This window comes from Mangrovibacillus sp. Mu-81, from assembly GCF_036867415.1.
GTDB lineage: Bacteria > Bacillota > Bacilli > Bacillales > Bacillaceae_B > Rossellomorea.
In genome coordinates, this window is the sequence record NZ_JBAJHU010000009.1 from 1 (window position 1) to 23,151 (window position 23,151).

The window sequence follows — 23,151 nt, forward strand, 5'->3', positions numbered from 1 at the left end:
AGTTTTTCCCGTTATCCTTCAGAATAGGGCTAGGTTCGGGGGATATAAGGGGAGATATTTCCGTTAAGGCAAGTAAAATGGTCCATTTCCCTGCTATTGGAGCAAATAGGGGAAGTTTTATCCTCTATTCACTTTATTTTTCGTGCTATAACCTCAATAAGAGGAATTTCTCCCCTTATTTTAGTAGCTTATTTTCCGGATCGGATATTCTTGTAGATTTGGAAATCGCTAACCAGTAGTTATCTTGGGAAAAAAAATGCTTGGAGCATATGTCTCCAAGCATTCTTCTTTTTGATTTTCTGCCCCAATTGCTTTTTAATTTTGGTGCGAATTACTACATGAAAAGCAATGTTAATTCATATTTTGTACTTCAAAACAGAACCCCCTAATGTAGACGAATCGCGTTTTCAAGGTAAACTTTTTTAAATTGAACACATAATTCTTATTGACAAAAAAACAGACTATCCATTAAAATATTTTCATAGCGGTTAACAAGTTATACATATCGCACGGGGCATTAGCTCAGCTGGGAGAGCGTTTGGCTGGCAGTCAAGAGGTCATCGGTTCGAACCCGATATGCTCCATACACCCGAAACCCTTGATATTCAAGGGTTTTTTTATATTCCCTCAATTTTCTCTTTTTCCCTTGTATATCCCTTCACCTTCACAAGTCCACATTTGTTTTCAGACATTCCTTTGACTTTTATGTTTCTCCATTTCTTTCTCCAAGCCCCGAACAGCCTCATGGTCCGCATTCGGCCAAAGATGGCCATAATATCGGAATGTGGTTTCTATATCTTCATGACCTAATCTTTCCTGCACCAACTTGGGTTGTGCTCCGCTTCGAATGAGCAAGCTAGAGTGCGTGTGTCTTAGTTCGTGAAACGTAATCCTCCTCACGTTCGCCTTTTTCATCAGATTATAGAGTTGCCTGCGCACATTAGATGGATTTTGGAATCCACCATCCATTTTTGGAAATACCAGGGCAAGTTCATGGTGATAATCTTTACCGATTCGCTGTTTCATAATATCTTGCTTTTCTTTGTGCACCTTCAGTTTTTCTACCAGGTACGTGGGTAAGGACAACGTTCGGTAACTCCTTGGCGCTTTCGGTAGAAGCTCTGGATTTCCCATTTCATCATAGGAAACACTTCTTGTTACAGTGACGCTTTTCCCGTCTAAATCTACATTGAACCAAGGAAGGGCAAAGACCTCCCCCTGCCTTAACCCAGTCGCAAGGGTAAAGTCATACATTACATCTTTCCCCTCTTTTTCAGCTACTGCTAAGAATTGATCGACCTCTGCATAACTCCAAGGGTTGGCTATGCGGATGGGATCTTTTGGCTTATTCTTAATGGCTTTGATCGGGTGTTCCGTTAAGACCCCATTTTCGATTGTAGCTTGAAAGAAACTCGATAAGAATTTGTGAATGCTGCTGATCGTTTTTTGAGCATACCCATCTCGTTTCAGTTTGGCATAAAACTCTTTGATGTCTTGAGTCGTAACGTCTGAAAGGTATTTATCTCCGAAGAATGGACAGATGTGCTTCTCCATAAAGTAACGGCCTGCTTTGAATGTTGTGGCCCTGACTTTTTGGTAATACTCGACTTCTAACCATTTGGTCGCATATTCGACGAACAAGATTTCCTCCACCTCTGCTTCATTTTTGCTGGAAGTCCCGTTTTGATTCATTTCACCTTGATAACTTCTATTTAACGTTACTTGTGATCTAAACTCTTCTGCTTCTTTACTTGACTTGAAAGTCTTTTGAAGTTGTTTCCTATTTCCTGTCCTTGGATCAGGCGCACCGTCATACCTTACCACCCAACGTTTTTTATTTCCTTTTCCTTTCGTCTTTACACTAGCCATAAGCTTAACTTACCTCCTATTTTAGGTAAGCACGTGGTCATCAACAGTATGAACACATGCCACCAAATATATAATGTAATGCCCTTTACCTAAACAAAGATGGAATTTCTAATTACCTGCAAAATTTGAAAATAAAAAGGCAAATAGATTGATCAAACAATCCATTTGCCAGTTCTTCTGTGCAAATAATTCCTATTAATATTTATAGTAGTCACTTACCCGACCAAAAATGGTTAATTCATTTATTGATAATATACATTCTTTCTGAACCTGCGATTTACCTGAACGCCTCAATAGCTTGTTTGTATTATGACATACAGCCGAAATTACTCTTTTACTCAAAACTCTACCTTTAGCTATATACAATATCACTGCCTAGGTTATGTATAGAGTATGAAGTGTTTCAGAGTTTTTAACGCCCTAATCTTTCTTGTATGAACTGAGGATGTGCTCCACTTTGAACCAGCCTGCTCTCGTGTATATTACGCAATTCATGGAAACTGATTTGCCGTAAGTTTGCCTTCTCTATCAGCCTGAATAATTGAACTCGAATACTTGAAGGGTTACGTAATCCCCCATCCATTCCGGGAAATACAAGGTCAGGCCCATGTCGATAATCTTCCCTCAGGCGTTGCTTAATTTCATCTTGTTCCTCTTTATGCATCTTCATTTTCTCTACCAGGGATGGAGGTAGAGATATCGTACGATGGTGACTTCTGGATGTACTAAGATCAGCACCTCCATTTGAAAAGAAGGAAACGCTTCTTGATACTGTAACGGTCCCCTGTTTTAAATCCACATTGAACCAAGGTAGGGCTAAGACCTCTCCCAGTCTTAATCCTGTGGAAAGAGTAAAATCATATAATAGACCTTTTCCTTCTTTATTAACTACCGCTAAGAATTGACTTACTTCTTTTGAACTCCAAGGTCGTTTATTACTTAACTGTCGGTTTAGCATCCTCTGCTTGGGTTTACTTCGATTAATTAAGTATTCTCTTTTACCTTCCTTTCCCCTCTTATCCGATACTGGAGTATGTTTTCTGACATACCTAGCTTTCAGACATTTCTTGTTTATATTTCCTTCATGATTATTATTGTTCATACTCAACTTCCCCCTGATTTAAATAAAATTCAAACGCACAATTGTTGGTTAAGAATTGTTTGATTTTTCTTCCAACCAATTGAAAAATTCACTGCGAAGCGCTCTCATATTACGTCCTAAGGTTTTAATCAAAGGAAAATCTTTCTCACGCATTAGTTTATACGCCGTAGGTTCTGAAACACCAAGTATTTCAGCAATGTGACTTGCTTTAAGAACAATTGGATAACTCTCAATCGACTTTCCCAATGTCTTCCCTCCTTATAATGAAATTGATTATTACTATATGTCGTGATTATAGTAATTCTATTCCCTCATAACTAACTTTCCTCCTAACAAAAAAAGGACAAACGTATTGTGTAAAATCCACAATACATTCGTCCAGTCCTTCTGTACAAAATGCATTAATTCTTATCTTATTAATATTTATTTCTAATTTAAATTATAAGTTTGTTGATAGAGCGAAGGCAACCAGAGGGGATAAATTTTTTTCAGTTTGAATAGTTGTTGTTCAATATGTGTAATATGTGTGATAAGGAGTTGATTGTATGGAAATTGAATTATCACCATTGTTTGAAGTTCCTGATGATGTCGTTCTCCATATAGAAGATATATCTGACCTAACTGGTATGCACCCAGAATCAGTTCGCCGCTGGTGCCGCGATGGAAAGATGGCTTCATATTGTTTTGGAAACAAGTATATTGTAACTGGGCATGACTTTAAAGTATTTATGAAAGCTGCTCGTGTAAAACCTAAGTGGGCGCGGGAGTGACTATATGGGCAAACATTATGTTGTATTATCATTCTTTAAAACACGAAAAATTGATTATGTCTTTAATGCAGACGAGATGACAATTGTTTTTCCATGTCCCCATTGCTGGGAAAACACAATCATGGATGCAGTGACGAGTGAATGGAAATGTCTTCAATGTAAAGAAGATGGAAACATCTTTGACTTAATACATATCACAAAACTTGAACCCATCTCCACAAAGGTAGATACCTTTGACCCGGTAAAAGAACGAGCTCAAATTAATAAAAAATTTGAGATAATTTTAGGAAACCCACCTAAAGAAAAATTACATACATTGCTTATTGAGATCCAACATAAAGTAAATGCAGTTCTTGATTTTTATATAAAATAATATTAGTACATTACTAGATGTTCTAATTATTGTAAAGTGCAAAATTAAAGAGACATGCAATATTAGAAGACGAATAATTTAGTTTTTGCAACACCATAAGTGCAAAAGCACATACTTTTTATAAAAAGATGAGATGAGGGATATAAATGAAATTGGAGAATAGGCCGCCAATAAGTAATTTGTTGCTTAGTTTATGTTTACTTCGCAATATAAATGTTTCTTCTCAATTTAGCCTTATTACTGGAGATGATTTATTACATATAATGATAATTATGTCACCAGTCTGAATTGCTGAGCATTAACAAATTATAGAAGTTAGTATACCTAAATATTGAACATAATAAGGGTTGCTAAAATAATTGAGTTATACTCTCGTTAAGAAGAACGCTTCTTAAACAACAGTATTAAAAACTCTAGAAACGTTGATATGTTGCGTTTTCTAGGGTTTTTTAATTTTTAGGTACTTTGTAAAACAACTTAATCTCAACCATTATTATGGGGGAGGTTTTTAAAAATTAAGTGGACAGACGTTAAATATATAATTCATCTTCGAATTGCTTTTTAATATCTACTTAGTACATAACAAATAAATCCTCAATCAAGTTGAGAGAAATCAGGTTCTAGGATTAATTTTTCTAAAGACCTGTCGTTATTCAAACAAAAATTATATACATCTGCCAATAAATCATTACTTCTGTGTCAAAGTATCTAAGTCTTAACATACCATCGTACTCAAGGGCATCTAAATCAACAAGTTCGGCGTGGTCAAGTAGTTTAATTTCAGATTGAAGAGTGCCTTCTCCTATACGAAGCTGTCTTTGAACCACCCCTGGATCTATAACAATATCTCTATTATAAAAATTTTTTGTCTTACTTTTATATGCAATCAACACTCGATATAAAAACCTTTTTGCATTCTCATCTAACTCATTAATATTTTCAGCTAATTTTTGTATATTTTCTAATATTTCTTTCTGATCAACTGGGTTTGTAATTCCATATGAATTTATAAATGAACTCGCACTAAAAGGTCGTATTCTCTGGGGAGTAATCTCATATAATTGACGTTGGTAGCCTTCTATTTGAGCATTTATATTTTCATTGATAAATTTACAAACCCTTGATATTTTATCGCCTTCTTGCTCATCGATTAAAAGTATCAGGTCCATTAAATCCATAATATGTACTTCATATTGATAGTCACCAATTGACCGAATAGTTACAAAGATATTATGTTTTACCTTATTAAATTTGATTTTATCAGTCTTTCTTAAAGAGTAATGTTTTTCTCCTACAATAAAATGGATTAATACATTATATTTTTCATATAATTTGTGGTTTTCAAACTTATCCATAGTATTCCAAAGTTTTGTTTTAGAGCCATCCGTTGTTATTTGCATAGAAACAAGATTCTTTTTGTCCCCAAGGTCAATACCAGGGTGATTTTTCTCGTCATATTCTAATCGTTTATACTTTGTATCCCATAAAATATTAAATAGTTCACAAAAGAATGGCTCACACGCCTTATTAATGTCGTATAACCCAAGTTTATTAGAACTAAATTTTATGTAATATTGAAGTAAAGATAATCCCTTCATAATATCTTCAATTTCCTCTAGTCTTCTTATCAAACTCATGCACCTCTTTAAACCTATTTTACCAAATATTACTTTAAAGTTTGCGATTTTAAAATAGGTATCTGTTAAATAGTTGATTATATAAATTAATACTGTAAGCGTAAAACTCAAAAATAAGGTTAATAGAGGCTTTAAAACTTTTATATTGAGAATAAATAAAGTTTTTCAATAGAAGATTGGTAAGAACTTCTTCCAAAGTAATATAAATTCGTTTACTTTCGTTTCGAATATTGCTATATAATTACAAATATATCAATATTTATAGAGGGAGCCGATAACATTGACTATTGCCCTTGAGGAAAAGATTACTCAACATGCTACCTATGTAAACTTGGAAAATATATTACAATCACTAGAGGAAATTGACTCTAACGGTTTACCAACTGATCAATTACAAATGTTAGGGAGAATAAGAGAGACTTTTATTTTCCTTAAAGAAGCTCTCGATAAAGTTGATCCGTGGCTAATTTCCACAACAACTTTAACAAATATGAATCAACCAATTTCACAAATCGTAAATGAGTTAAATAATTTTAAAAGTAATAAGAACGATCAACACTTAAAGAACACTATTAACAATCATATAGAAAAATTATTATTATATTTTTCTCAAGTTTTGGTCTCAAGGACACCAGAAGATATTGAAGGTGTAAGAGCCTCGGTTATTTCATTCAGAAAATCTGTTGGGCAACATTTATCAAATGTAGAAAGAGACGCTATTGAAACTTCGGAAACTTTAACAAGTAATACTCAAAAACTAAATGAATTAACTAATTCTATTGAAGGTCAAAAGTCGAGAATCGATTCTATTATTTCGGATATTCAAAAACAATTTCTTCAAGCGCAATCTCAAAGGAATGAGGAGTTTGGAAATTTCCTAAAAATAGGGGAGGAAGATTTCAAAGGCACAGTTGAAGCAAATAAAAATTCATTTGGTCAACTAATATTAGAGCAAAAGGAGTCTTTTGGATCCCTAAACGAAAAGTTTAAAGAACAGATTAAAACTCAACAAGAGTCATTTGACACTCTAACTGAAGACTTAAAAAACAAGTTAGGATCAGAACTCGATGAGATTAAGCAGATGAATCAAGAAGCAGAAAAAATAGTTGGCATTATCAGTATGAAAGGTCTAGCTCATGGTTATCAAAAGATTGCAAATGAGGAAAGTAAAAGAGCCCTTTGGTGGAATTTAGGCTCAATTGGCTCAATGATTGCTGTTATTGTTTTCGGAGTTATATTTATATTAATGCACGAAGGTACATTCGATTGGACAACTCTTGTTAGTCGGATAGTTCTAACCGGTATTGGGTTAACACTTTTCACCTACTGTGCAAAACAAGCAACTAACCACCGAAACGAGGAACGCAGGAACAGAAAAATAGAATTAGAACTTGCTTCACTTGATCCTTACTTAAAAGATTTAGATACACAGGAACAAAAGGAAGTTAAACAAAAGCTTGTTGATAAATACTTTGGTGTAGAATTACCAAGCACTGCATTACAGGAAAAACAAGGACAAGCTCAGCAACAAAATGTTGTTGACACAATAAGTAACAATCCACAATTATTACAATTATTAGCGGAAAGGGTAAATCTCTTAATAACAAAGCAATAAAAAATAAAAAGGCACAAGCATATCATTGCTTTGTGCCTTTTTTAAATGAATAAAAAACAGGGCATAAATTTAGAAACAGTAAAGTATTTATGGGCCATTGTTCTAGCCTCTAACTCCCCTTATCAATTTTTAACACCTTCAAAAGGTTATTTGCTATATCATTATCTATATTTGTTCTATATTCATTTTCAATTGCATTAATATAGGAAATGGAACAACCAACTAAAGAAGCCAGTTTTGCTCTTGAATAACCAAGTTCTATTCTTTTATTTCGAATAGTATTCCCATTTGTAAACTTTAATAGATCACACACCTTTTTATATTCTACCTCTTGAATTTTTTTATATTGAAGATACTTCCTAGTGAGGTAGATTGTTGCACCATCATATAGCCAACCTAAAACTTTTAAAGTTTGTTTGCGTCCACCCCATTTCACTTCATATAAATGCCCCTGTTTATTCAATAATTTAATATCAGACACATCACATGATTTTTTTATTATTTTTTTAATTCCTTCACAAATGCTCTTAGTTCCATAGAAGATTACTTTGAAATCATACTTATCGCCATATTCTTGAATTGAACCGTCCCCGTCTAATAACCCTCTTATAAAATGGACATATAGATGCTCTGGCAACCAGTATGGAAACTTTAGTTTATAGGTTTTACTTTCGTCTTTTTTTAGCCCAAGTAACCCAAGATGCTTATTTAAATCACTACATATTTTTAGTGAATTTACATAAATAGTCGATTGTTGATAGGTTTTTATCCCTTTTCCAAAATCTATTTCGGTTTCTGAATCAAATATCCCATAACTTGCTTTCAGGTTTTGATTTAGTTTCGCTAAATGATCGGTGTCCTCACGTTTAAGTTTTAAAACAAGAGTATTTTTTTTTATGTGTCCATCAGCAGCAATAAAGCCTAGCCAATATGCTTTTTTTTCATTATCAATTTCCGAGAAGAAGTTCTCGTCTAGTCTAACTTCTCTATTTATCTCTCTTACCCATTCATAATTCATAGGAATAAATTTGTTTACTTTGACACCTTTTTTATGAAGTATCCTTAAAACTGGCCCCACTCCACAGTTATATGACTGTGCTATAGAGACCGCACTCTCCCCAGACATATATCGTTTCACAATAGATGGTGCGTCTTCTTCTGTAACTTTCATCGGAGAGCCAGCCTTACGCATTTTAACATCGTTTTTGTTAAGAAGTGTTAATATCGTGTTTTTAACAACACCGTATTCACTACATAACTTATAACTTGATTCGCCAGCCTGGTATCTTCGAATAATTTCCTTCTTTTCATCTTCAGTTAAAACTGATTTTCTTATTTCAATGTTATTTCTGCGAAGAATCCCAAGTATTGGTGTTATACTAACACCGAACTCCTTAGCTATCTTATTTGCTGAAACCCTTTTTACCTTATACATATAAATGATTGATTGAATTTGACCTTGAGAAAAACTGCCCAATATAATCACCTTCTCCTAATTTAGTATTAGCAGTAATAACCAATTCAAATCATTCTTATACTAAAGGAAAAAAAATTTTGACATATATTTATTTCAAATGGGTCTACTTTATTGAAACACTATGAAAAATTGTCTAAGCACTGATAAAATGAGTATAGAAGTGTATCAATAGACTTGTTTCAAATAAGGAGACTTTAAATTGAGAAAAATAGGGTATGTTCGAGTAAGTTTTGTGGACCAAAATCCAGCAAGGCAATTACAGCAGCTAAATGAATTAGGAATGGAAATTATCTTCCAAGAAAAATTATCTGATGCTTCCAAAGATCGACCAGAGTTACAGAATATGCTGAGCTCCCTGGAAGAAGGAGATACTATTTTTGTCACAGACCTTACTCGAATAACCAGGAGCACCCGGGACCTGTTCGAATTAGTTGATAAAATCAGAAGCAAATCGAATTAGTTGATGAAATCAGAAGCAAAAAGGCAAATTTGAAATCATTAAAAGATACATGGCTTGATCTTTCAGAAGATAATCCTTACAGCAACTTCCTTATGACAGTAATGGGAGGAGTTAACCAGTTGGAAAGGGACCTGATTAGAATGAGGCAACGTGAGGGAATTGACTTAGCAAAAAAAGAAGGCAAGTACAAAGGAAGAGTTAAGAAATATCATCAGAAACATGCCGGAATCAATTATGCGGTAAAACTTTATAACGAAGGTGAAATGACAGTAAACCAAATCTGTGAGATTACAAGTGTTTCGCGATCTGCAATCTATAGAAAATTGAAGCAAATGAATAGAGAAGGATTGGGAGAGTAATAGGAAAAATTTTTATTTTAGACAATCTTTTCAACAATTGCCCTTTGATTGCGGAACACCTCTCTTGTCATTAAACATTTTCCCCAATCCCCTTTTAGTCCAAATTACTCTTTCTTTCACAATAAAAACACCCCTTTAGATAACCAATAAACCTAAAGGGGCAAAGCATCGTACTTTTTATTCAGCTTAACTTTATTTGATATCCACATTAGTAACAAACCAAAACTCTAAAGAAAAAACAAAGATGAACTTGAAAAAAGAAAGCAGGATTAGTACAATGGCTTATCCTATTTTATATTATAGACTTTCTTGATCTACGTCCTTAACTTGATAAATATACCTTTCATTTTTACTATTTTCTTCTTTAGCTTTATCTTTTAACCTTTCAATCTCTTCTTTACTTAATAAGCCTTTGTCTACAAGTAAATTGGCTAATAACTCAATATAGCTTTTGTGGTACAAAGTCATAGATTGAATATTTTGTGTTACAGGATAATTAAGTGGCCTCCGAACGTCATCCTCGGCATCATACTTATCTTCCACGATGACTAATCGATACTTAATTACATCATTCTCGTGTTCAGACCAAATATTTACACCAAAACGCATTTTTATAGGATTCTCATTTATTCCCTCACGAATTACAGTAAAGTATTTCTCTTCATTCTCATGGAAACCTTCAATACGATCTGCAATATCCTTAGTTACAGTAACTTTTGTGTGAATTATAATAGCTTCATCACTTAAAGTTTCTTCGTATTCATAGGGAGTTAATTCAATATCCTCAATCAAAAGTTTATGGATTTTGATTTTTTCCGCTTCAGATAGTTCGAAAGAATACATTCTACCATCGGAATTATCGCTATAACTGTAAGAAGTATTACTTATATTATATTTTCCTATCTCTTTTCCATCTTCATCAACTTCAGTTATACAATGTACTTTTACATAATCTAATTCATCTTCAAAGACAAATAATTGTTGTTCCCTAACTGATACAGCTACTTGGAATCTCTTTAGCTGATGTCCAGTAAAAGGTGAAGTGAAATATTCCTCGTCTGTTGGTTTAACTGTTACATGATTTTCTTTAAACTTTAGTCTCATCAAAAATCCTCCTATTAATTCACAATAGAAACGAGGTGATCATATTGCTTGTCTTATTATTAAGTTATTACTTATATTATAGAACAAACAATCGTCAAATTGATACTAATAAACCTAAAAAATTACAATTAAAACATTTTTTTCAAACACACACCCTTACTTGCCCTTGATTGTTAAATAAAATGCTACAACCAAACTTTTTTATATCATTTTTTCAGGTTGAAGATAATCATCTCAAAAAAATATCTTTTATAGAATTACCTACTGTACTCCAGAAAGTATAGGGTTCTCGTATTCTCTTTTCCAATTTATTTAATAACTTATTTATATCGTAAATAAGTTCATCTTCTTTTACTAAAAACCGATCTTTATCTTTAATTTCCACTAGAGAGCATCTAATTTGACTAAATATATTAAAGATGTCTAGATACCTTGTATCCGCTTGTCTTATATGAATTTGGTACTTTATATTGGATTCTTGTACGTATCTAAAACTAATTCCTACTTCTGAATTTTCCAATCTATTTAACACATAATTAAATTCTTTCTCATGTATTAATTTTGTAGGATTATATTCAAAAAATGGACCACTTTTTTCACTATCTGTATCTGTAATGCTGGTCTTAGTTTGATACTTTTCTTTTTTTAAACTAACTCCATTCTTTATAAGTACCTCTTCTACAATTTCTCCTGCTTTTAGAGAAAGATTTTGAAAACTCCAACCATAAGATAAGCAATCTTTTTCTAGTTCGATAATTTGTGGAAATAAACCTTTGTTTAATTCGACATGGTCTCCTTTATCCATCATTTCTTCTAAATATGGAGTAAATGAATCATGAACCGAGTTCACAAAATGTCTCCAGTATAATGGGTTGCCCTCTTCTATTCCATCTCTGAACTTTTTAAGATAAGAATAGATGTTCCGATATTTCTCTCGTAATTCTTTTCTCTCAGCTCTTTCCTTCCCTGCTCTTAATCCCAAAGCAAATAAGATTAAACTTAAAAACAGACTTATTGCTGCATTAATCCCTATAGTAATCCATTCAATATTATTCAAAAATAAACCCTCTTTTCAATAATCTACTTGTTAGAATTAATTACATCATGATCTCTTCCTAATTTTAGCATATTTCTCAAACCCGGTTATTCCACAATCTATCCAGATTGTGGAAACCCTACCCCGATAATATAACCTTTTTATTATAGTGCATTCCTTCATTAAAATATTTCAAGTTGCACAGCAATGGTCTATTAGGTGTTACAAGAGTTATTCTGGAGTTTTTATCGTTAACTGATCAGAAGGATTTTCAGTGGTAAAGTGGTAAACAGTGTGTCATTTTTTCGTTCAATTTTGTCATTTGATATTTAATATTACGTCAAAAGTTGTACATGGCCGTAATTAAGAAGTAAGGCAAAGCTTTTAAATAGTAAATTAACGTTCATGATTTATAATTATAAGTTAAGACACTTACTCTTCAATAAATACGTGTTCATATTTAAAGAGCTGAAAACAACCTTAAATCATGCTTTTAGTAAGTACAATTATAGAATATCCAATAACTGTTAGACGAAATAAAAATAACCACATAGCCTGTAAAACCTTTAATATCAAGGATTACAAGGCTATGTGGTTTAGTTTTGTGGTTTGGGGTATTCTCTAGCGAACTATGCGACTCGCATGTGACCCGGGCGCGGTCGCCACTTTGAAAGGTGCAGAGATATTGACCTACCTATGATCCCCTAATCCTACTTAACCAGTTGTTTTGTGTAAGGTAATAGTTCTTTTGTCTTTTCAACTATGCGTTTTTATTCTTCTAATGGAGGCAATGGTATTATCACTTTTGCTAATTATGCCGCTGGCAATTGTCTAACTTTTGGTTCAGATAAAGTGTACTCTAACCGAACAAACCTATCCCTCTCTTAGTATGAACGTCTCTCCCCTTAAACAACCAATTATATAAGAATGATCAACGTATAATTGACCAGTTTGGTCCTATGTAATACATTTTCCATTACTCATGTTTATTCCCGGTGACATCGGTTTTGCTTAAGTTGTATACACATAATCCATGTTATACGAACTAAAGGCTTTATAGTTGGATAATACCTGCTATCCCCGTAAGGCTAATTTAATACCAGTAGATTATCAATTAGACAGGAAATGGCGACAGTAAGCGAGGTAGAGGTGCTTCGGAACTCTTTTATGCCTTATCACACCTTGGGCAATACAGCCGCGCCAATAAATGATCACTCCGCTTTTTCCACTTGTGGCCGCAATCCTGGCATTTAGCTGTTACCTTTTCTTTACTTGAGATGTATTCAACAATATCGATTTTGTTATTTGACTTCGCTATAACTTTTCCTCTAAAAGTCTCTGCTCGCCTAATCTTAGGATCGACTTTCACTTTGTCTATTTTCTTCGGACTCTTAGGAACCTTCTCCGGTTTTATTTTCGAACGCTTTCTCCTTTTCCCGGTTTCAAGCAACTTCACTGCAAAAGAATGGCCTTGCAACTGTTCATTAAAAAGAGACTTTTCCAAACACCCTTTTGATTCGGTATTAGTTAGAACAAACTCGGTTTCATCGTTAACTAACTGTTGCAGTTCATCTAATACTACCTCTAACCGTACCAACTTTTTATCTTTCAATGTGTAATCATTAATCCCATGCTTATATTCAGCTAAGACAGATATAAAAGAGTTATCTAATTCATCATCTATCAATCCGGTAATTGAAAACCTCTCGGGATTGAAAACAAACATACTATCAAAATCTTTCTCAATATACTGAATACCCGATAAACCACGAAGTGTTGTTTCATTCTCAATATAATACTGGTTTTCAACTTTTCTCCCAGAGTCATCGAAGTAACAGTAATCGAAGCGAACAATGAATGGATCCTTTCGGTAATATCCTCTTGTCCTCCCATTGTTTGAAATGAACAACTGGATATGAATGGTATTCACATCTTCCTCGATGTTTAGTGGAGCGAGCTGCATTCTATCCCCCAGAAAAAACGGACTGAAATGGATTGAAGGGAAAATCATCTTATATCTTTCGCGCTTAAACTTGGCCATTCTTTCTTGATACTTGTTATAAGCATCCGCAACGGGCTTCCCTCTTTGTTCTTTTTCCTCCAACCTTTCAACCACCACAGCAATTTGTTTGTCGAAAAGTTGGTAAAAATCTATAGAGCAGTTTTTCTTCTCAAGATACTTCAAAAACTCACCTTTAAGTGTCTCTTTCTCTTCCTTAACAATACTGTACAGGAAGTTTTCAAAAGCCTTTTTACTATAAAACTGTAGTTCTTTAAATTTCCCTTTTACTTGATTAGCAAGAAGCACGAAGGCTTTATTATATTCACCTACTGCCACTTCGTATGGTTCTCTCAGCCAACTCCATTTTTTCTCCAGCTGTTGAATTTCAGCTATTTGAAGGTCAAGACGATAATGTGTTAGCAACTCTTTAATCTCAAGATTTACTTCTTTAAAAAGCTTCGTGTCACTTATCTTGGTGTTCAACTCTGACAAGAAAGAGAGCTCCTTAAGGAAGGAATGCTCTAGGTTAAATCTGGTGAAACCATAATCATAATAAGAATAGATCCCCTTTATATCTTCCTGGACTAATCTAAGGAAATCGTCCAACTCTTTTATTTCCGCATCTGCAAGATGGTGCAACTTGATAGCCGCAAGAAAGGAATTCAGTTGATTAAATCCGAAGAAAGAGGCATTTAATTGTTGTATGTATTCCTGTTCTTTTCCATCTAATTCTTCAGCTTTAACCTCTTCTAACAAAATCACACGAAAATCACTAAGAGTATAGCTATTTTCGACCATAAACTTAAAAATCTTAGAAGATTTAAAACGCCCTTCATAAAACGAATTAGACTTAGAAAAAAAGTAGTTATAGTAGTTCTCATAAGATAGCCGGTTTAAGGAAAGGATTTCACTGAGATGAACTTTATACCGCTTTTGCACATCCTTTGATTGGCCAATATAAATGGGTACCATTTTATCTGAAGTGAGTTTGTCTATGTATATCATATATATGCCGGAAATTTTGTAGTTTGTATCTGGGGTGATTTCTTTATCGGAGTGTTCTTCTATTAATTTGTTCACCATGCTTTTGACATCATTAATACTATCCAATCCCGCCACTCCTTTTTTAAAAATATGAAACTAAATCTTCCTATATTTTACCACAGAATACATACAGGCTCCTGGTTTCCTTTCCATTCCTTTATCGGATCTCCAAGCGAAGCGAGAGAACCACCTAATGATAACTCTCCCACTCCTAAATGTAATTCTTCTACTACCTCTGTTTTGTGCATTGGTAGTTGGTCATTGTCTTATTGAAGCAAAAAGAGGACTTTCTTTCATAAAAGAAAATAATTGTTTCGCAGTATGCGTCATATATGAAGAAGAGACGATTACTTATTAAGTAATCGTCTCAATAATTTTCCTATTCTGTACTACGAAGGCATGTTTACTCACCCACTAGTCCATCACCATTTCGATCGTCCATATATTTATTGAGCCAATGTTATATTTAGGTTAGCTGAATTTAACGCTTGGTTTTAAAAGAACCACACATATTAGACATATCTAACATGTCTGGTCTTATTTTGATCTCATCTTCAACTAACGCCCCCGTTAGTTGAATAAAGAACTATTTTATTAATTCAAAGTAATTACGACTATCAATCATTGGCGTACAATCTTCATAATTTGGTAAATCGATCTCAAAAATAAAATCCCTTTGAATAAGATAAGGTTTTAACCTTGACCAATCTATCCCACCAAAACCCAAAGACAGAGCATCGTGAACGTCTGTACCAGCACTATCTACGACGTGGTAGTGCCGAGTAAAAGGAAAAGCCTCAATAAGATCTTGTTCTAACTTTTGGTTGTCTCCTCGAAAAGACATAAAAGAATGGCTAATATCATAGCAAATAGGTAGATTTAAGGGTTTTACGATATGAGATAGCCAGTAACGATTTGCACTGGAGAAAATCCCTCTCGGAGCATTTTCCCAGAGAAATCGATCATATGTATTGCGACGCACTATTTGAACTGCTTCCCTTAAAGAATTTGATCGATCAATAATTAATTCTTGATTAAATGTATCCGTCTTTCCACTTTCACACTTTTCATAGTGAGGATGAACCACACAATAAATGTCTTCAGAATGGCAAATATCGTTTAAAATGTCACAAGACGAACGATAAAACTCAAATACTTCTGGATCCTTACTTAATACATCTAAAAATTTCCCATTTACTTTCATCGGATGATGAAGAAAAACCTTAACTTTATTTTCTTGAAGTAACCGAATACTATTGATAATTTTTTCTGGAGAGTAAATATCATGTTCAAATAATTGAAGTTCGACAGTCCCCGGATTATATTTTAAACGATCATCTATCTGTTTTGGATCAAGAGAACATTTAAGATTGATATTCTTGTTTTTCAAAGTATTACCCTCCAAATTTTCATTAGTGCTTCTTCAATTAACCTGACCTTTAATTGAACAATCCCTTTATCTAAATATTAACATAAAATCCCATAAGACCTTTGGAAAATCCTCTATTATGAATAAAAAAACGCACAGATAACCAATCACTGTGCGTTTTTTAGTGTGTATTTATTGAAAATTATATAGCTAATCGGGTAGCGAAAAGTGCTGTCATTTGACATTTTGTACTCCAAAACCGAACCCGTTAGGATTATCCCCCTCTCCTTAAGTTTGAATTATTTATTTTTAACAACAGTTACTGGCACCTAATAACACTAATCCAGCACCATTTTGATTTTCCTCTTTGTCTAACGTTAACTCTTCCGTTGCTGTAATCTCAGAATCTATGGCCACTTTGATGCCGTTAATTGTTTGAATTGAATCTGATTCCTCAGGTGCTTCTAGAGATATCGCAAACTGTGGTCCACAGCAACCTGTAACAGAATAAAGACGAATCCCTTCTGCACCTCGTTCACTTAGCACATTTTCTAACAATTGCTTGGCTCCATCTGTAATATTCATTTATTTCTCCTCCTAATGATATTATGCTTTTGGAAAAATTCTTTGTAATGTTTCCTTCATTTCGGGTTTTACATTAATTTTTGGGCGAGCAGCCTTAGCTATTTTTTCAGCATCTTCCATTGTACTTGCTTTCTTTAAAGCCAAAAGAGTTCCAATCGCAACGGTTCCTGTACGGTTGCTCCCTCCTTGACAATGGAAGTAAACCTTTTTCCCTTCATTATATGCTTTTACGACAAGATCGATGGATTTCTTAACAGATTCATCTTGTTGGTCTGCGTTATCCACAATTGGACTATGCATACGTTTATACTTTGATTCTTCTTTTGGTGCTTCTGCTCTTAAATCAAATGCAATATCTACTTTTTCATTTTTCATTACATCGTCAAGATCGTCTGCTCCACCAATATAAATACGATCTTTTACTAATTCATGATAATTCTTTGTTGTCATTAAAAGAATCCTCCTATTACAGTGATTTACTCCAATCATGGACAGCATTTCCTTCTAAATATCTTTCAGCATCCAAAGCAGCCATACATCCAGTACCCGCAGCTGTAATCGCTTGGCGGTATTTTTTATCTTGAACATCTCCACAAGCAAAGACCCCAGGTACATTGGTTTCAGTCGTTCCAGGAACCACATTGATATAACCTGTTTCATCAGTGCTTATCTGGCCATTAAGGAAAGATGTGTTTGGTGTATGCCCAATAGCAACAAAAATCCCGTCCGTTCGAATGATTTCTTCTACATTGGTTTCATTATTTTTGACTTTTAAACCTGTCACTCCATTTTCATCTGCTATAACTTCCAGCGGGGTCTTATTCAGTTCCCAAGAAACTTTTGAATTTTCCTTTGCCCGATCTTGCATGATTTTGGAGGCACGAAGTTCATTCCTTCTATGAACAACGGTTACCTCACTGGCAAACTTTGTTAAGAAATTAGCTTCTTCCATCGAAGAATCTCCACCGCCAACGATCACGACTTTTTTTCCTCGAAAGAAAAATCCATCACAGGTGGCACATGTACTCACACCTCGACCAATATTTTCTTTCTCTCCTGGTATATTCAAAAGCTTCGCTGAAGCTCCTGTTGAAAGGATGATGGACTCCGTCTCAACCTCGCCCAAGCCACTCACTTGTAACTTGAAAGGTTTTTGGGAAACATCAACGTTCGTGACCCATCCTCTTTTAAACTCAGCTCCAAATCGTTCCGCTTGTTTTCGCATATTTTCCATCAATTCAGGCCCCATAATCCCATCAATAAAACCAGGGAAGTTCTCAACCTCTGTTGTTAAGGTCAATTGGCCTCCAGGTTGGTCTCCTTCAATGACAATTGGCTGCATATTCGCTCGTGCTAAATAGATAGCAGCTGTCAATCCTGCTGGACCCGTTCCTAAAATAACGACCTTTTCCATATCTAATCACTACCTTTAATTAAGATAATCTTTCAGTTTGTCGTACCCAATTTTTTCTTCATTTAGCCAAGGAATAATGGCACATCTTTCAGTTTCTTTCTCATTCACTTTTTGAATCCATTCTTTTTCTGCCATGGCTTTTCCTTTTAAAACAGGATCTTTCGTTTTAGTCGCATAAAGACTTTGATTGATGACCCACCATTTCGGGGTAATATTTGCTCGCTTTAGATCATCTTGTAATCTTGAGGCTTCTAGCACAGGTGTAGCCTCAGCAAGTGTCACAATCACAACGGATGTTTCTCTTGGATTCCGAATTTGAGGCAATAATTTGGTTACACTTTCAGGTACTTCTCCTGTTGTTCGAGCAAGCTCATTACTATAAGACTGAGCCGCATCTAACAATAATAAGGTATGACCAGTTGGAGCTGTATCAATCACCACAATTTCATTCTGTGATTTCGCCACGACATCAGCAAATGCTCGAAAAACGGCAATTTCCTCTGTGCAAGGTGAATTAAGGTCTTCTTGCAAATAAGCAAGACCTTCTTCATCCAAATCTTTTCCTGCTTTAGATAATACATCTGCTTTATATTTTTCAACTTCTTTTTTAGGATCGATACTACTAATCGTTAAATTTTGATTGAGTTGATCACTTTGAAATTGATAATTAATATGAGCCGCAGGATCTGTTGTCGTTAAGTGTACTCGATGACCTTTTTCGACAAGACCCACTGCAATGGCAGAAGCAACCGTCGTTTTTCCAACTCCACCTTTTCCCATCGTAAAAATCAACCTAGTATTGTTCGAAGAAAATTCATTGATTACGTCATTTAACCTAGGGAGATTTATACTTGAATCTTCCTTGTTCGCCGCTCTTGATGGAATGGAGTAATGTTTAAATAGGTAGCGAAGATTCTCTATACCTGTTAAGGAATAAGATACAAACGGTAACGAATAAATCAGTGTTTGTTTTAGATTTTCTGGTAGTTGCTTTAATGCATCTCTTTGTCGATGATAAAAAGCTGATGATACTTCATCCTCTTCTAAATGTGATTGAAGAAGACCATTGACGATAAGTGTCTGATTTTTGACACCAATATCTTTGAGTTCAAGTGATGCTCGGTCTGCTTCTAAAAGTGATGAAACATCAGGTCTTGTAACCAAGATTAAAGTGGTTTTACTTGGATCGGAAAGGACCTCTACCGTTCTCGAATAGAGATTTTTTTTATCTGCCAATCCTGATAAAGGACCTAAACACGAGGCCCCGTGTGTGCTTTCTTCTAAGAATCCGTTCCAGGCTGTTGGAAGTTGTAAAAGTCTTAGTGTATGCCCAGTAGGAGCTGTATCAAAAATGATATGGTCGTATTGATGGACGATTTCACCATTGGTTAATAAACTCGTGAATTCATCAAATGCGGCAATTTCCACTGTACAAGCTCCAGATAATTGTTCCTCCATAGTGGCAACAACCGATTCAGGAAGTTTGCCTCGATAGGGTCCAACTACTTTTTCCCGATAGGCTTTTGCTGATGCTTCAGGATCTAGATTACACGCAAATAAATTACTCACCGCCGGAACAGCTTTGGGTGTGTTAGTTAATTCGATATTAAATACGTCTTGTAAATTGGATGCAGGATCTGTACTTATCAGTAAAACATTTTTCCCACTATCCGCTAGAGCTACTGCGGTTGCACTAGCCGTTGACGTTTTCCCTACACCACCCTTACCAGTCAAAAATAGAAAGGGAGTATTCACAACGTTCTTTGGATTGAATGGTTGAAACATGTTTTCACTTCCTTCTTATTACAGTTGGTTTAAATCAATAGATAGTCGAGTTTTGGGTTTTTCATTTAGTTCTTCAGGTTTCACTTCAAACCACTCAGCAAATTCTTCGTTTGAAGGATAACTTCCCATTTTTTCAACCTTATCGTTCACTAAGACAACTGGTAAGGCATCTGGCCCTTTTTCATGTAAAACACTATTGATTAAGCTGTTATTCGCAAATTGACCGGGTTCATTTGTTAAATTATATCGTGTAATATCAAAGTTCCTTTTTTTTAATGAATAAATGGCAGTGGCCACTCTAGTTAATTCTGGATCCACACTTGGACCACAAACTCCCGTTGAACAACACATCGCAGGATCATAAATCTCTACTTTTTTCATGATATAACCCTCACCTTTCAATAATGTATAAGCATATACTTATATTCACATATAAAGAAAACCAAGAGATTTCTCTCTTGGCTATTTAATTGGATTATTTTCCTGTTTCACCAAAACGTTTCATTCTATCTCCAATTTCATCACGTACTCTTTGGAAGAATGCCCACTTTTCTTCTTCGGTTCCTTCAGCTTTTGCAGGGTCATCAAAGCCCCAATGTTCGCGTTTCACATGCGGTGGTGTAATTGGACATTTATCCGCTGCATCCCCGCATAATGTAACCACTAAATCCGCATTATTGAGGATTTCAGGGTCAATAATATCCGATGTTTGATTGGAAATATCCACCCCAGCTTCTTTCATCGCTTTTACCGCATTGGGATTTAAACCATGTGCTTCAATACCAGCACTTTTGACATCCCACTCATCACCAAAGTATTTCTTTGCCCATCCTTCTGCCATTTGGCTTCTGCAAGAATTCCCTGTACATAAAAAATAGATTGTTTTTTTAGACATGATGCATTTCTCCTTTATTGTTTAATAGATAATTAATAACCATATATAGAGACCAACTAATGTAATAAACAATGTTGGGATCGTCAAAATAATTCCTGTTTTAAAATAAGTACCCCATGAAATCTTAACACCCTTTTGCGATAATACATGTAACCACAGTAACGTTGCAAGAGATCCGATTGGCGTGATTTTCGGCCCTAAATCTGAGCCAATGACGTTGGCATAAATAAGGGCTTCTCTTATGACACCACTTGTATCCGTATCGGCAATCGCAAGGGCATCTATCATGACTGTCGGCATATTATTCATAATCGAAGAAAGGATAGCCGCAATAAACCCCATTCCTACGGTTGCAGCGAATAGTCCTTGATCGGCTGTCACTTGAATAAGGTCCCCTAAAACATTGGTTAACCCTTCATTCCTCAAGCCGTAAACCACTACATACATACCGATGGAGAAAAAGACGATTGCCCAAGGAGCACCTTTAATGACGGTACGCGTGTTCACAGCATGACTTCTTCTAGCCATAAGAAGGAAGAAAATTGCCACAACACTTGCAATAATGGATACAGGTACACCTGTAAATTCACTCGCAAAATAACCTATAAGCAGTATGCCTAACACAACCCAAGATAATCGAAACATTCTTATATCCTGAATAGCATCAACTGGTTTTTTTAATTGAGCCATATCATATTTCTTTGGTATGCTTTTCCGGAAAAACAGATATAAAACCAAAATACTGGCACCTAATGCAAAGAAGTTCGGTATTATCATCCTGGAAGCAAACTCCACAAATCCGATACTAAAAAAGTCTGCAGAGACAATATTAACTAAGTTACTGACTACTAATGGTAAAGATGTCGTATCCGCAATAAATCCACTCGCGATAATGAATGGGAAAACCATTTTTTCATTAAAGTTGAGATTTCGAACCATGGCCAATACTATCGGAGTTAATATGAGTGCTGCACCATCATTCGCGAAAAAGGCAGCTACTAATGCACCTAGTATAGATACATAAACAAACATTCGAACCCCGTTCCCTTTTGCAGCTCTAGCCATGTGAAGGGCTGCCCATTCGAAGAATCCAATTTCATCTAATATTAAAGAAATAATAATAATGGCAATAAAGGCTAGAGTAGCGTTCCAAACAATGGATGTCACATCGATTACATCGTTAAAATCAACCACTCCAACGATTAAAGCGAGGATAGCTCCTCCACAGGCCGACCAGCCGATGGATAATCCTTTCGGTTGCCATATCACTAAGATAAGTGTGGCTAAAAATATCACTGATGCTAAAATAACTGATGTCAAAATACTACCTCCTCTTACTCACAGGAAATCCGTAATCCCTGTTCTTCCAGCTCTTGTAGTTTATGATCTTGATCTGGAAGGTTTTGAAGCAAGCTTTGAACTAATCGATAATAGTCACTACCTTTATTCAATGAGTAAATAATCCATTGTCCTCGTCTTGTTTCACGAACTACTCCAGCATCTTTCAACTTTCGTACATGTTGACTAATGGCAGGCTGGCTAGCTTTAAATATTTCAACAAATTCACAGACACAACAATCATTCGAGTCTAAAATTTTCACCATGGTTAGACGAGTTTTATCGCCTAACAACTTTAAGACCGTTGCAGCTTTTTCAATTTCAATAACCGTTCCTTGCATAAATGCACCTCCCAATATCATCTAAGTATTAATATATAATAATCTGCTTATATAATCAATGGTAATATGGTCTTTGTATATCTAGTTTCTAAATATCTTGAGTAATTTATTCAAATAGCCAGAAATAACGGTAGAACCTTTATTTTTCTTTAAAATAAAAAGTGATGTTATAAGAACAAAAACAACGAAAACAAGAGATGGAAATATTTGTACAAACATTATAATTCCCCCAAAGAACAAAAGAATGTTTAAAATAAATTAATTAATATATAACAATTTACTTATATAATATTTCACTTATGTATTTATTGCAAGTGTTTTATCTTTTGTTCAATTCTTAAATAGCACTTTCATATTTACTGGTACTTGGTTCATTCCTATTTCTATTTTTTTATGATTATTATGCCTATCATTTCTAGGTTAATTGCAAAGTAGTACAAGTAATGATATTGGCTCATGTCGCTCCCTTATTTTTAGTGGATCAACAAGAAATTTGCTTGTATTTCTTCCTCTTACTTAAGCATTACCAGATAATTTGAGCACATTAGTATCCAGCCATAATTGTGACTCAAACAA

Annotated in this window: 21 protein-coding genes, 1 tRNA gene and 1 pseudogene; 6 read left to right on the forward strand and 17 right to left on the reverse strand. The window is 34.8% G+C overall.

Features of this window, described 5'->3' with window-relative positions; all coding sequences use genetic code 11:
* Together V6B33_RS16360 and V6B33_RS16365 are read left to right on the forward strand one after the other, a co-directional pair.
* The coding region (locus V6B33_RS16360) for a hypothetical protein (RefSeq protein ID WP_334218833.1) at positions 1–239 on the forward strand (239 nt) is incomplete at its 5' end.
* Positions 240–511: 272 nt separating this feature from the next.
* Positions 512–584: transfer RNA gene (locus V6B33_RS16365), tRNA-Ala, on the forward strand.
* Between the two features lie 100 nt (positions 585–684).
* Here the strand turns inward: V6B33_RS16365 and V6B33_RS16370 are convergent.
* The 3 genes from V6B33_RS16370 to V6B33_RS16380 form a co-directional block, all read right to left on the reverse strand.
* Positions 685–1,869, reverse strand: coding sequence for a tyrosine-type recombinase/integrase (locus V6B33_RS16370; protein ID WP_282139263.1), 1,185 nt, complete (start codon positions 1,867–1,869; stop codon positions 685–687).
* 412 nt (positions 1,870–2,281) lie between these two features.
* Positions 2,282–2,971: a site-specific integrase gene (locus V6B33_RS16375; RefSeq protein ID WP_282139264.1), complete on the reverse strand. Its 690-nt coding sequence runs from the start codon at positions 2,969–2,971 to the stop codon at positions 2,282–2,284.
* Positions 2,972–3,019: 48 nt separating this feature from the next.
* The gene (locus V6B33_RS16380; RefSeq protein ID WP_282139265.1) at positions 3,020–3,217 is read right to left on the reverse strand and encodes a helix-turn-helix domain-containing protein; all 198 of its coding nucleotides are present in this window, start codon (positions 3,215–3,217) and stop codon (positions 3,020–3,022) included.
* Positions 3,218–3,516: 299 nt separating this feature from the next.
* Between V6B33_RS16380 and V6B33_RS16385 the strand changes: the two genes are divergently transcribed.
* Both V6B33_RS16385 and V6B33_RS16390 read left to right on the forward strand, forming a co-directional pair.
* The gene (locus tag V6B33_RS16385; protein WP_282139266.1) at positions 3,517–3,741 is read left to right on the forward strand and encodes a helix-turn-helix domain-containing protein; all 225 of its coding nucleotides are present in this window, start codon (positions 3,517–3,519) and stop codon (positions 3,739–3,741) included.
* A 4-nt stretch (positions 3,742–3,745) separates the two neighbouring features.
* Entirely contained in the window at positions 3,746–4,114 is a 369-nt protein-coding gene (locus V6B33_RS16390) for a hypothetical protein (RefSeq protein ID WP_282139267.1), read from the forward strand.
* 653 nt (positions 4,115–4,767) lie between these two features.
* On the opposite strand, the gene V6B33_RS16395 is transcribed toward V6B33_RS16390, so the two are convergent.
* A complete protein-coding gene (locus tag V6B33_RS16395) occupies positions 4,768–5,745 on the reverse strand; it encodes an SMEK domain-containing protein (protein ID WP_282139268.1) in 978 nt (325 codons plus the stop codon).
* 286 nt (positions 5,746–6,031) lie between these two features.
* Between V6B33_RS16395 and V6B33_RS16400 the strand changes: the two genes are divergently transcribed.
* A complete protein-coding gene (locus V6B33_RS16400; protein WP_334218834.1) occupies positions 6,032–7,366 on the forward strand; it encodes a hypothetical protein in 1,335 nt (444 codons plus the stop codon).
* A 109-nt stretch (positions 7,367–7,475) separates the two neighbouring features.
* Here V6B33_RS16400 and V6B33_RS16405 read toward each other — a convergent pair whose 3' ends face one another.
* Positions 7,476–8,843, reverse strand: a complete 1,368-nt coding sequence (locus V6B33_RS16405) for a helix-turn-helix domain-containing protein (RefSeq protein WP_282139270.1) — start codon at positions 8,841–8,843, stop codon at positions 7,476–7,478.
* Between the two features lie 199 nt (positions 8,844–9,042).
* On the opposite strand from V6B33_RS16405, the pseudogene V6B33_RS16410 reads away from it, so the two are divergent.
* Positions 9,043–9,662: pseudogene (locus tag V6B33_RS16410) on the forward strand (recombinase family protein).
* 297 nt (positions 9,663–9,959) lie between these two features.
* Here the strand turns inward: V6B33_RS16410 and V6B33_RS16415 are convergent.
* The 12 genes from V6B33_RS16415 to V6B33_RS16470 all read right to left on the reverse strand — a co-directional run bounded on the left by V6B33_RS16415 (position 9,960) and on the right by V6B33_RS16470 (position 22,575).
* The gene (locus tag V6B33_RS16415) at positions 9,960–10,766 is read right to left on the reverse strand and encodes a hypothetical protein (RefSeq protein WP_282139271.1); all 807 of its coding nucleotides are present in this window, start codon (positions 10,764–10,766) and stop codon (positions 9,960–9,962) included.
* A 229-nt stretch (positions 10,767–10,995) separates the two neighbouring features.
* Positions 10,996–11,823 carry a hypothetical protein gene (locus tag V6B33_RS16420; RefSeq protein ID WP_282139272.1) on the reverse strand — a complete coding sequence of 276 codons (828 nt, stop codon included), beginning with the start codon at positions 11,821–11,823 and terminating at the stop codon, positions 10,996–10,998.
* Between the two features lie 1,144 nt (positions 11,824–12,967).
* A complete protein-coding gene (locus tag V6B33_RS16425) occupies positions 12,968–14,914 on the reverse strand; it encodes an excinuclease ABC subunit C (RefSeq protein WP_334218835.1) in 1,947 nt (648 codons plus the stop codon).
* Positions 14,915–15,434: 520 nt separating this feature from the next.
* A complete protein-coding gene (locus V6B33_RS16430; RefSeq protein ID WP_334218836.1) occupies positions 15,435–16,238 on the reverse strand; it encodes a TIM barrel protein in 804 nt (267 codons plus the stop codon).
* Between the two features lie 288 nt (positions 16,239–16,526).
* Complete coding sequence (locus tag V6B33_RS16435) at positions 16,527–16,802, reverse strand: adhesin (protein ID WP_282139277.1); 276 nt, start codon at positions 16,800–16,802, stop codon at positions 16,527–16,529.
* 21 nt (positions 16,803–16,823) lie between these two features.
* Positions 16,824–17,252, reverse strand: coding sequence for a protein-tyrosine phosphatase family protein (locus V6B33_RS16440; protein ID WP_282139278.1), 429 nt, complete (start codon positions 17,250–17,252; stop codon positions 16,824–16,826).
* A gap of 16 nt (positions 17,253–17,268) precedes the next feature.
* Entirely contained in the window at positions 17,269–18,216 is a 948-nt protein-coding gene (trxB, locus tag V6B33_RS16445) for a thioredoxin-disulfide reductase (protein WP_282139279.1), read from the reverse strand.
* A gap of 15 nt (positions 18,217–18,231) precedes the next feature.
* Positions 18,232–20,001, reverse strand: coding sequence for an arsenical pump-driving ATPase (gene arsA, locus V6B33_RS16450; protein WP_282139280.1), 1,770 nt, complete (start codon positions 19,999–20,001; stop codon positions 18,232–18,234).
* A gap of 18 nt (positions 20,002–20,019) precedes the next feature.
* Positions 20,020–20,382, reverse strand: coding sequence for an arsenite efflux transporter metallochaperone ArsD (gene arsD / locus V6B33_RS16455; protein ID WP_282139281.1), 363 nt, complete (start codon positions 20,380–20,382; stop codon positions 20,020–20,022).
* Positions 20,383–20,476: 94 nt separating this feature from the next.
* Positions 20,477–20,896, reverse strand: a complete 420-nt coding sequence (arsC, locus tag V6B33_RS16460) for an arsenate reductase (thioredoxin) (RefSeq protein ID WP_282139282.1) — start codon at positions 20,894–20,896, stop codon at positions 20,477–20,479.
* Between the two features lie 21 nt (positions 20,897–20,917).
* Positions 20,918–22,216: an arsenic transporter gene (locus tag V6B33_RS16465; protein WP_282139283.1), complete on the reverse strand. Its 1,299-nt coding sequence runs from the start codon at positions 22,214–22,216 to the stop codon at positions 20,918–20,920.
* Between the two features lie 14 nt (positions 22,217–22,230).
* Complete coding sequence (locus V6B33_RS16470; protein WP_282139284.1) at positions 22,231–22,575, reverse strand: ArsR/SmtB family transcription factor; 345 nt, start codon at positions 22,573–22,575, stop codon at positions 22,231–22,233.
* Positions 22,576–23,151 lie beyond the last annotated feature (576 nt).

Excerpts from the sequence above, each read along its gene's own strand:
- V6B33_RS16370 (WP_282139263.1), bottom strand. The coding sequence starts at position 1,869 with ATGGCTAGTGTAAAGACGAAAGGAAAAGGAAATAAAAAACGTTGGGTG.
- V6B33_RS16375 (WP_282139264.1), bottom strand. The coding sequence starts at position 2,971 with ATGAACAATAATAATCATGAAGGAAATATAAACAAGAAATGTCTGAAA.
- V6B33_RS16385 (WP_282139266.1), top strand. The coding sequence starts at position 3,517 with ATGGAAATTGAATTATCACCATTGTTTGAAGTTCCTGATGATGTCGTT.
- V6B33_RS16390 (WP_282139267.1), top strand. The coding sequence starts at position 3,746 with ATGGGCAAACATTATGTTGTATTATCATTCTTTAAAACACGAAAAATT.
- V6B33_RS16415 (WP_282139271.1), bottom strand. The coding sequence starts at position 10,766 with ATGAGACTAAAGTTTAAAGAAAATCATGTAACAGTTAAACCAACAGAC.
- V6B33_RS16435 (WP_282139277.1), bottom strand. The coding sequence starts at position 16,802 with ATGAATATTACAGATGGAGCCAAGCAATTGTTAGAAAATGTGCTAAGT.
- V6B33_RS16440 (WP_282139278.1), bottom strand. The coding sequence starts at position 17,252 with ATGACAACAAAGAATTATCATGAATTAGTAAAAGATCGTATTTATATT.
- trxB (WP_282139279.1), bottom strand. The coding sequence starts at position 18,216 with ATGGAAAAGGTCGTTATTTTAGGAACGGGTCCAGCAGGATTGACAGCT.
- arsA (WP_282139280.1), bottom strand. The coding sequence starts at position 20,001 with ATGTTTCAACCATTCAATCCAAAGAACGTTGTGAATACTCCCTTTCTA.
- arsD (WP_282139281.1), bottom strand. The coding sequence starts at position 20,382 with ATGAAAAAAGTAGAGATTTATGATCCTGCGATGTGTTGTTCAACGGGA.
- arsC (WP_282139282.1), bottom strand. The coding sequence starts at position 20,896 with ATGTCTAAAAAAACAATCTATTTTTTATGTACAGGGAATTCTTGCAGA.
- V6B33_RS16470 (WP_282139284.1), bottom strand. The coding sequence starts at position 22,575 with ATGCAAGGAACGGTTATTGAAATTGAAAAAGCTGCAACGGTCTTAAAG.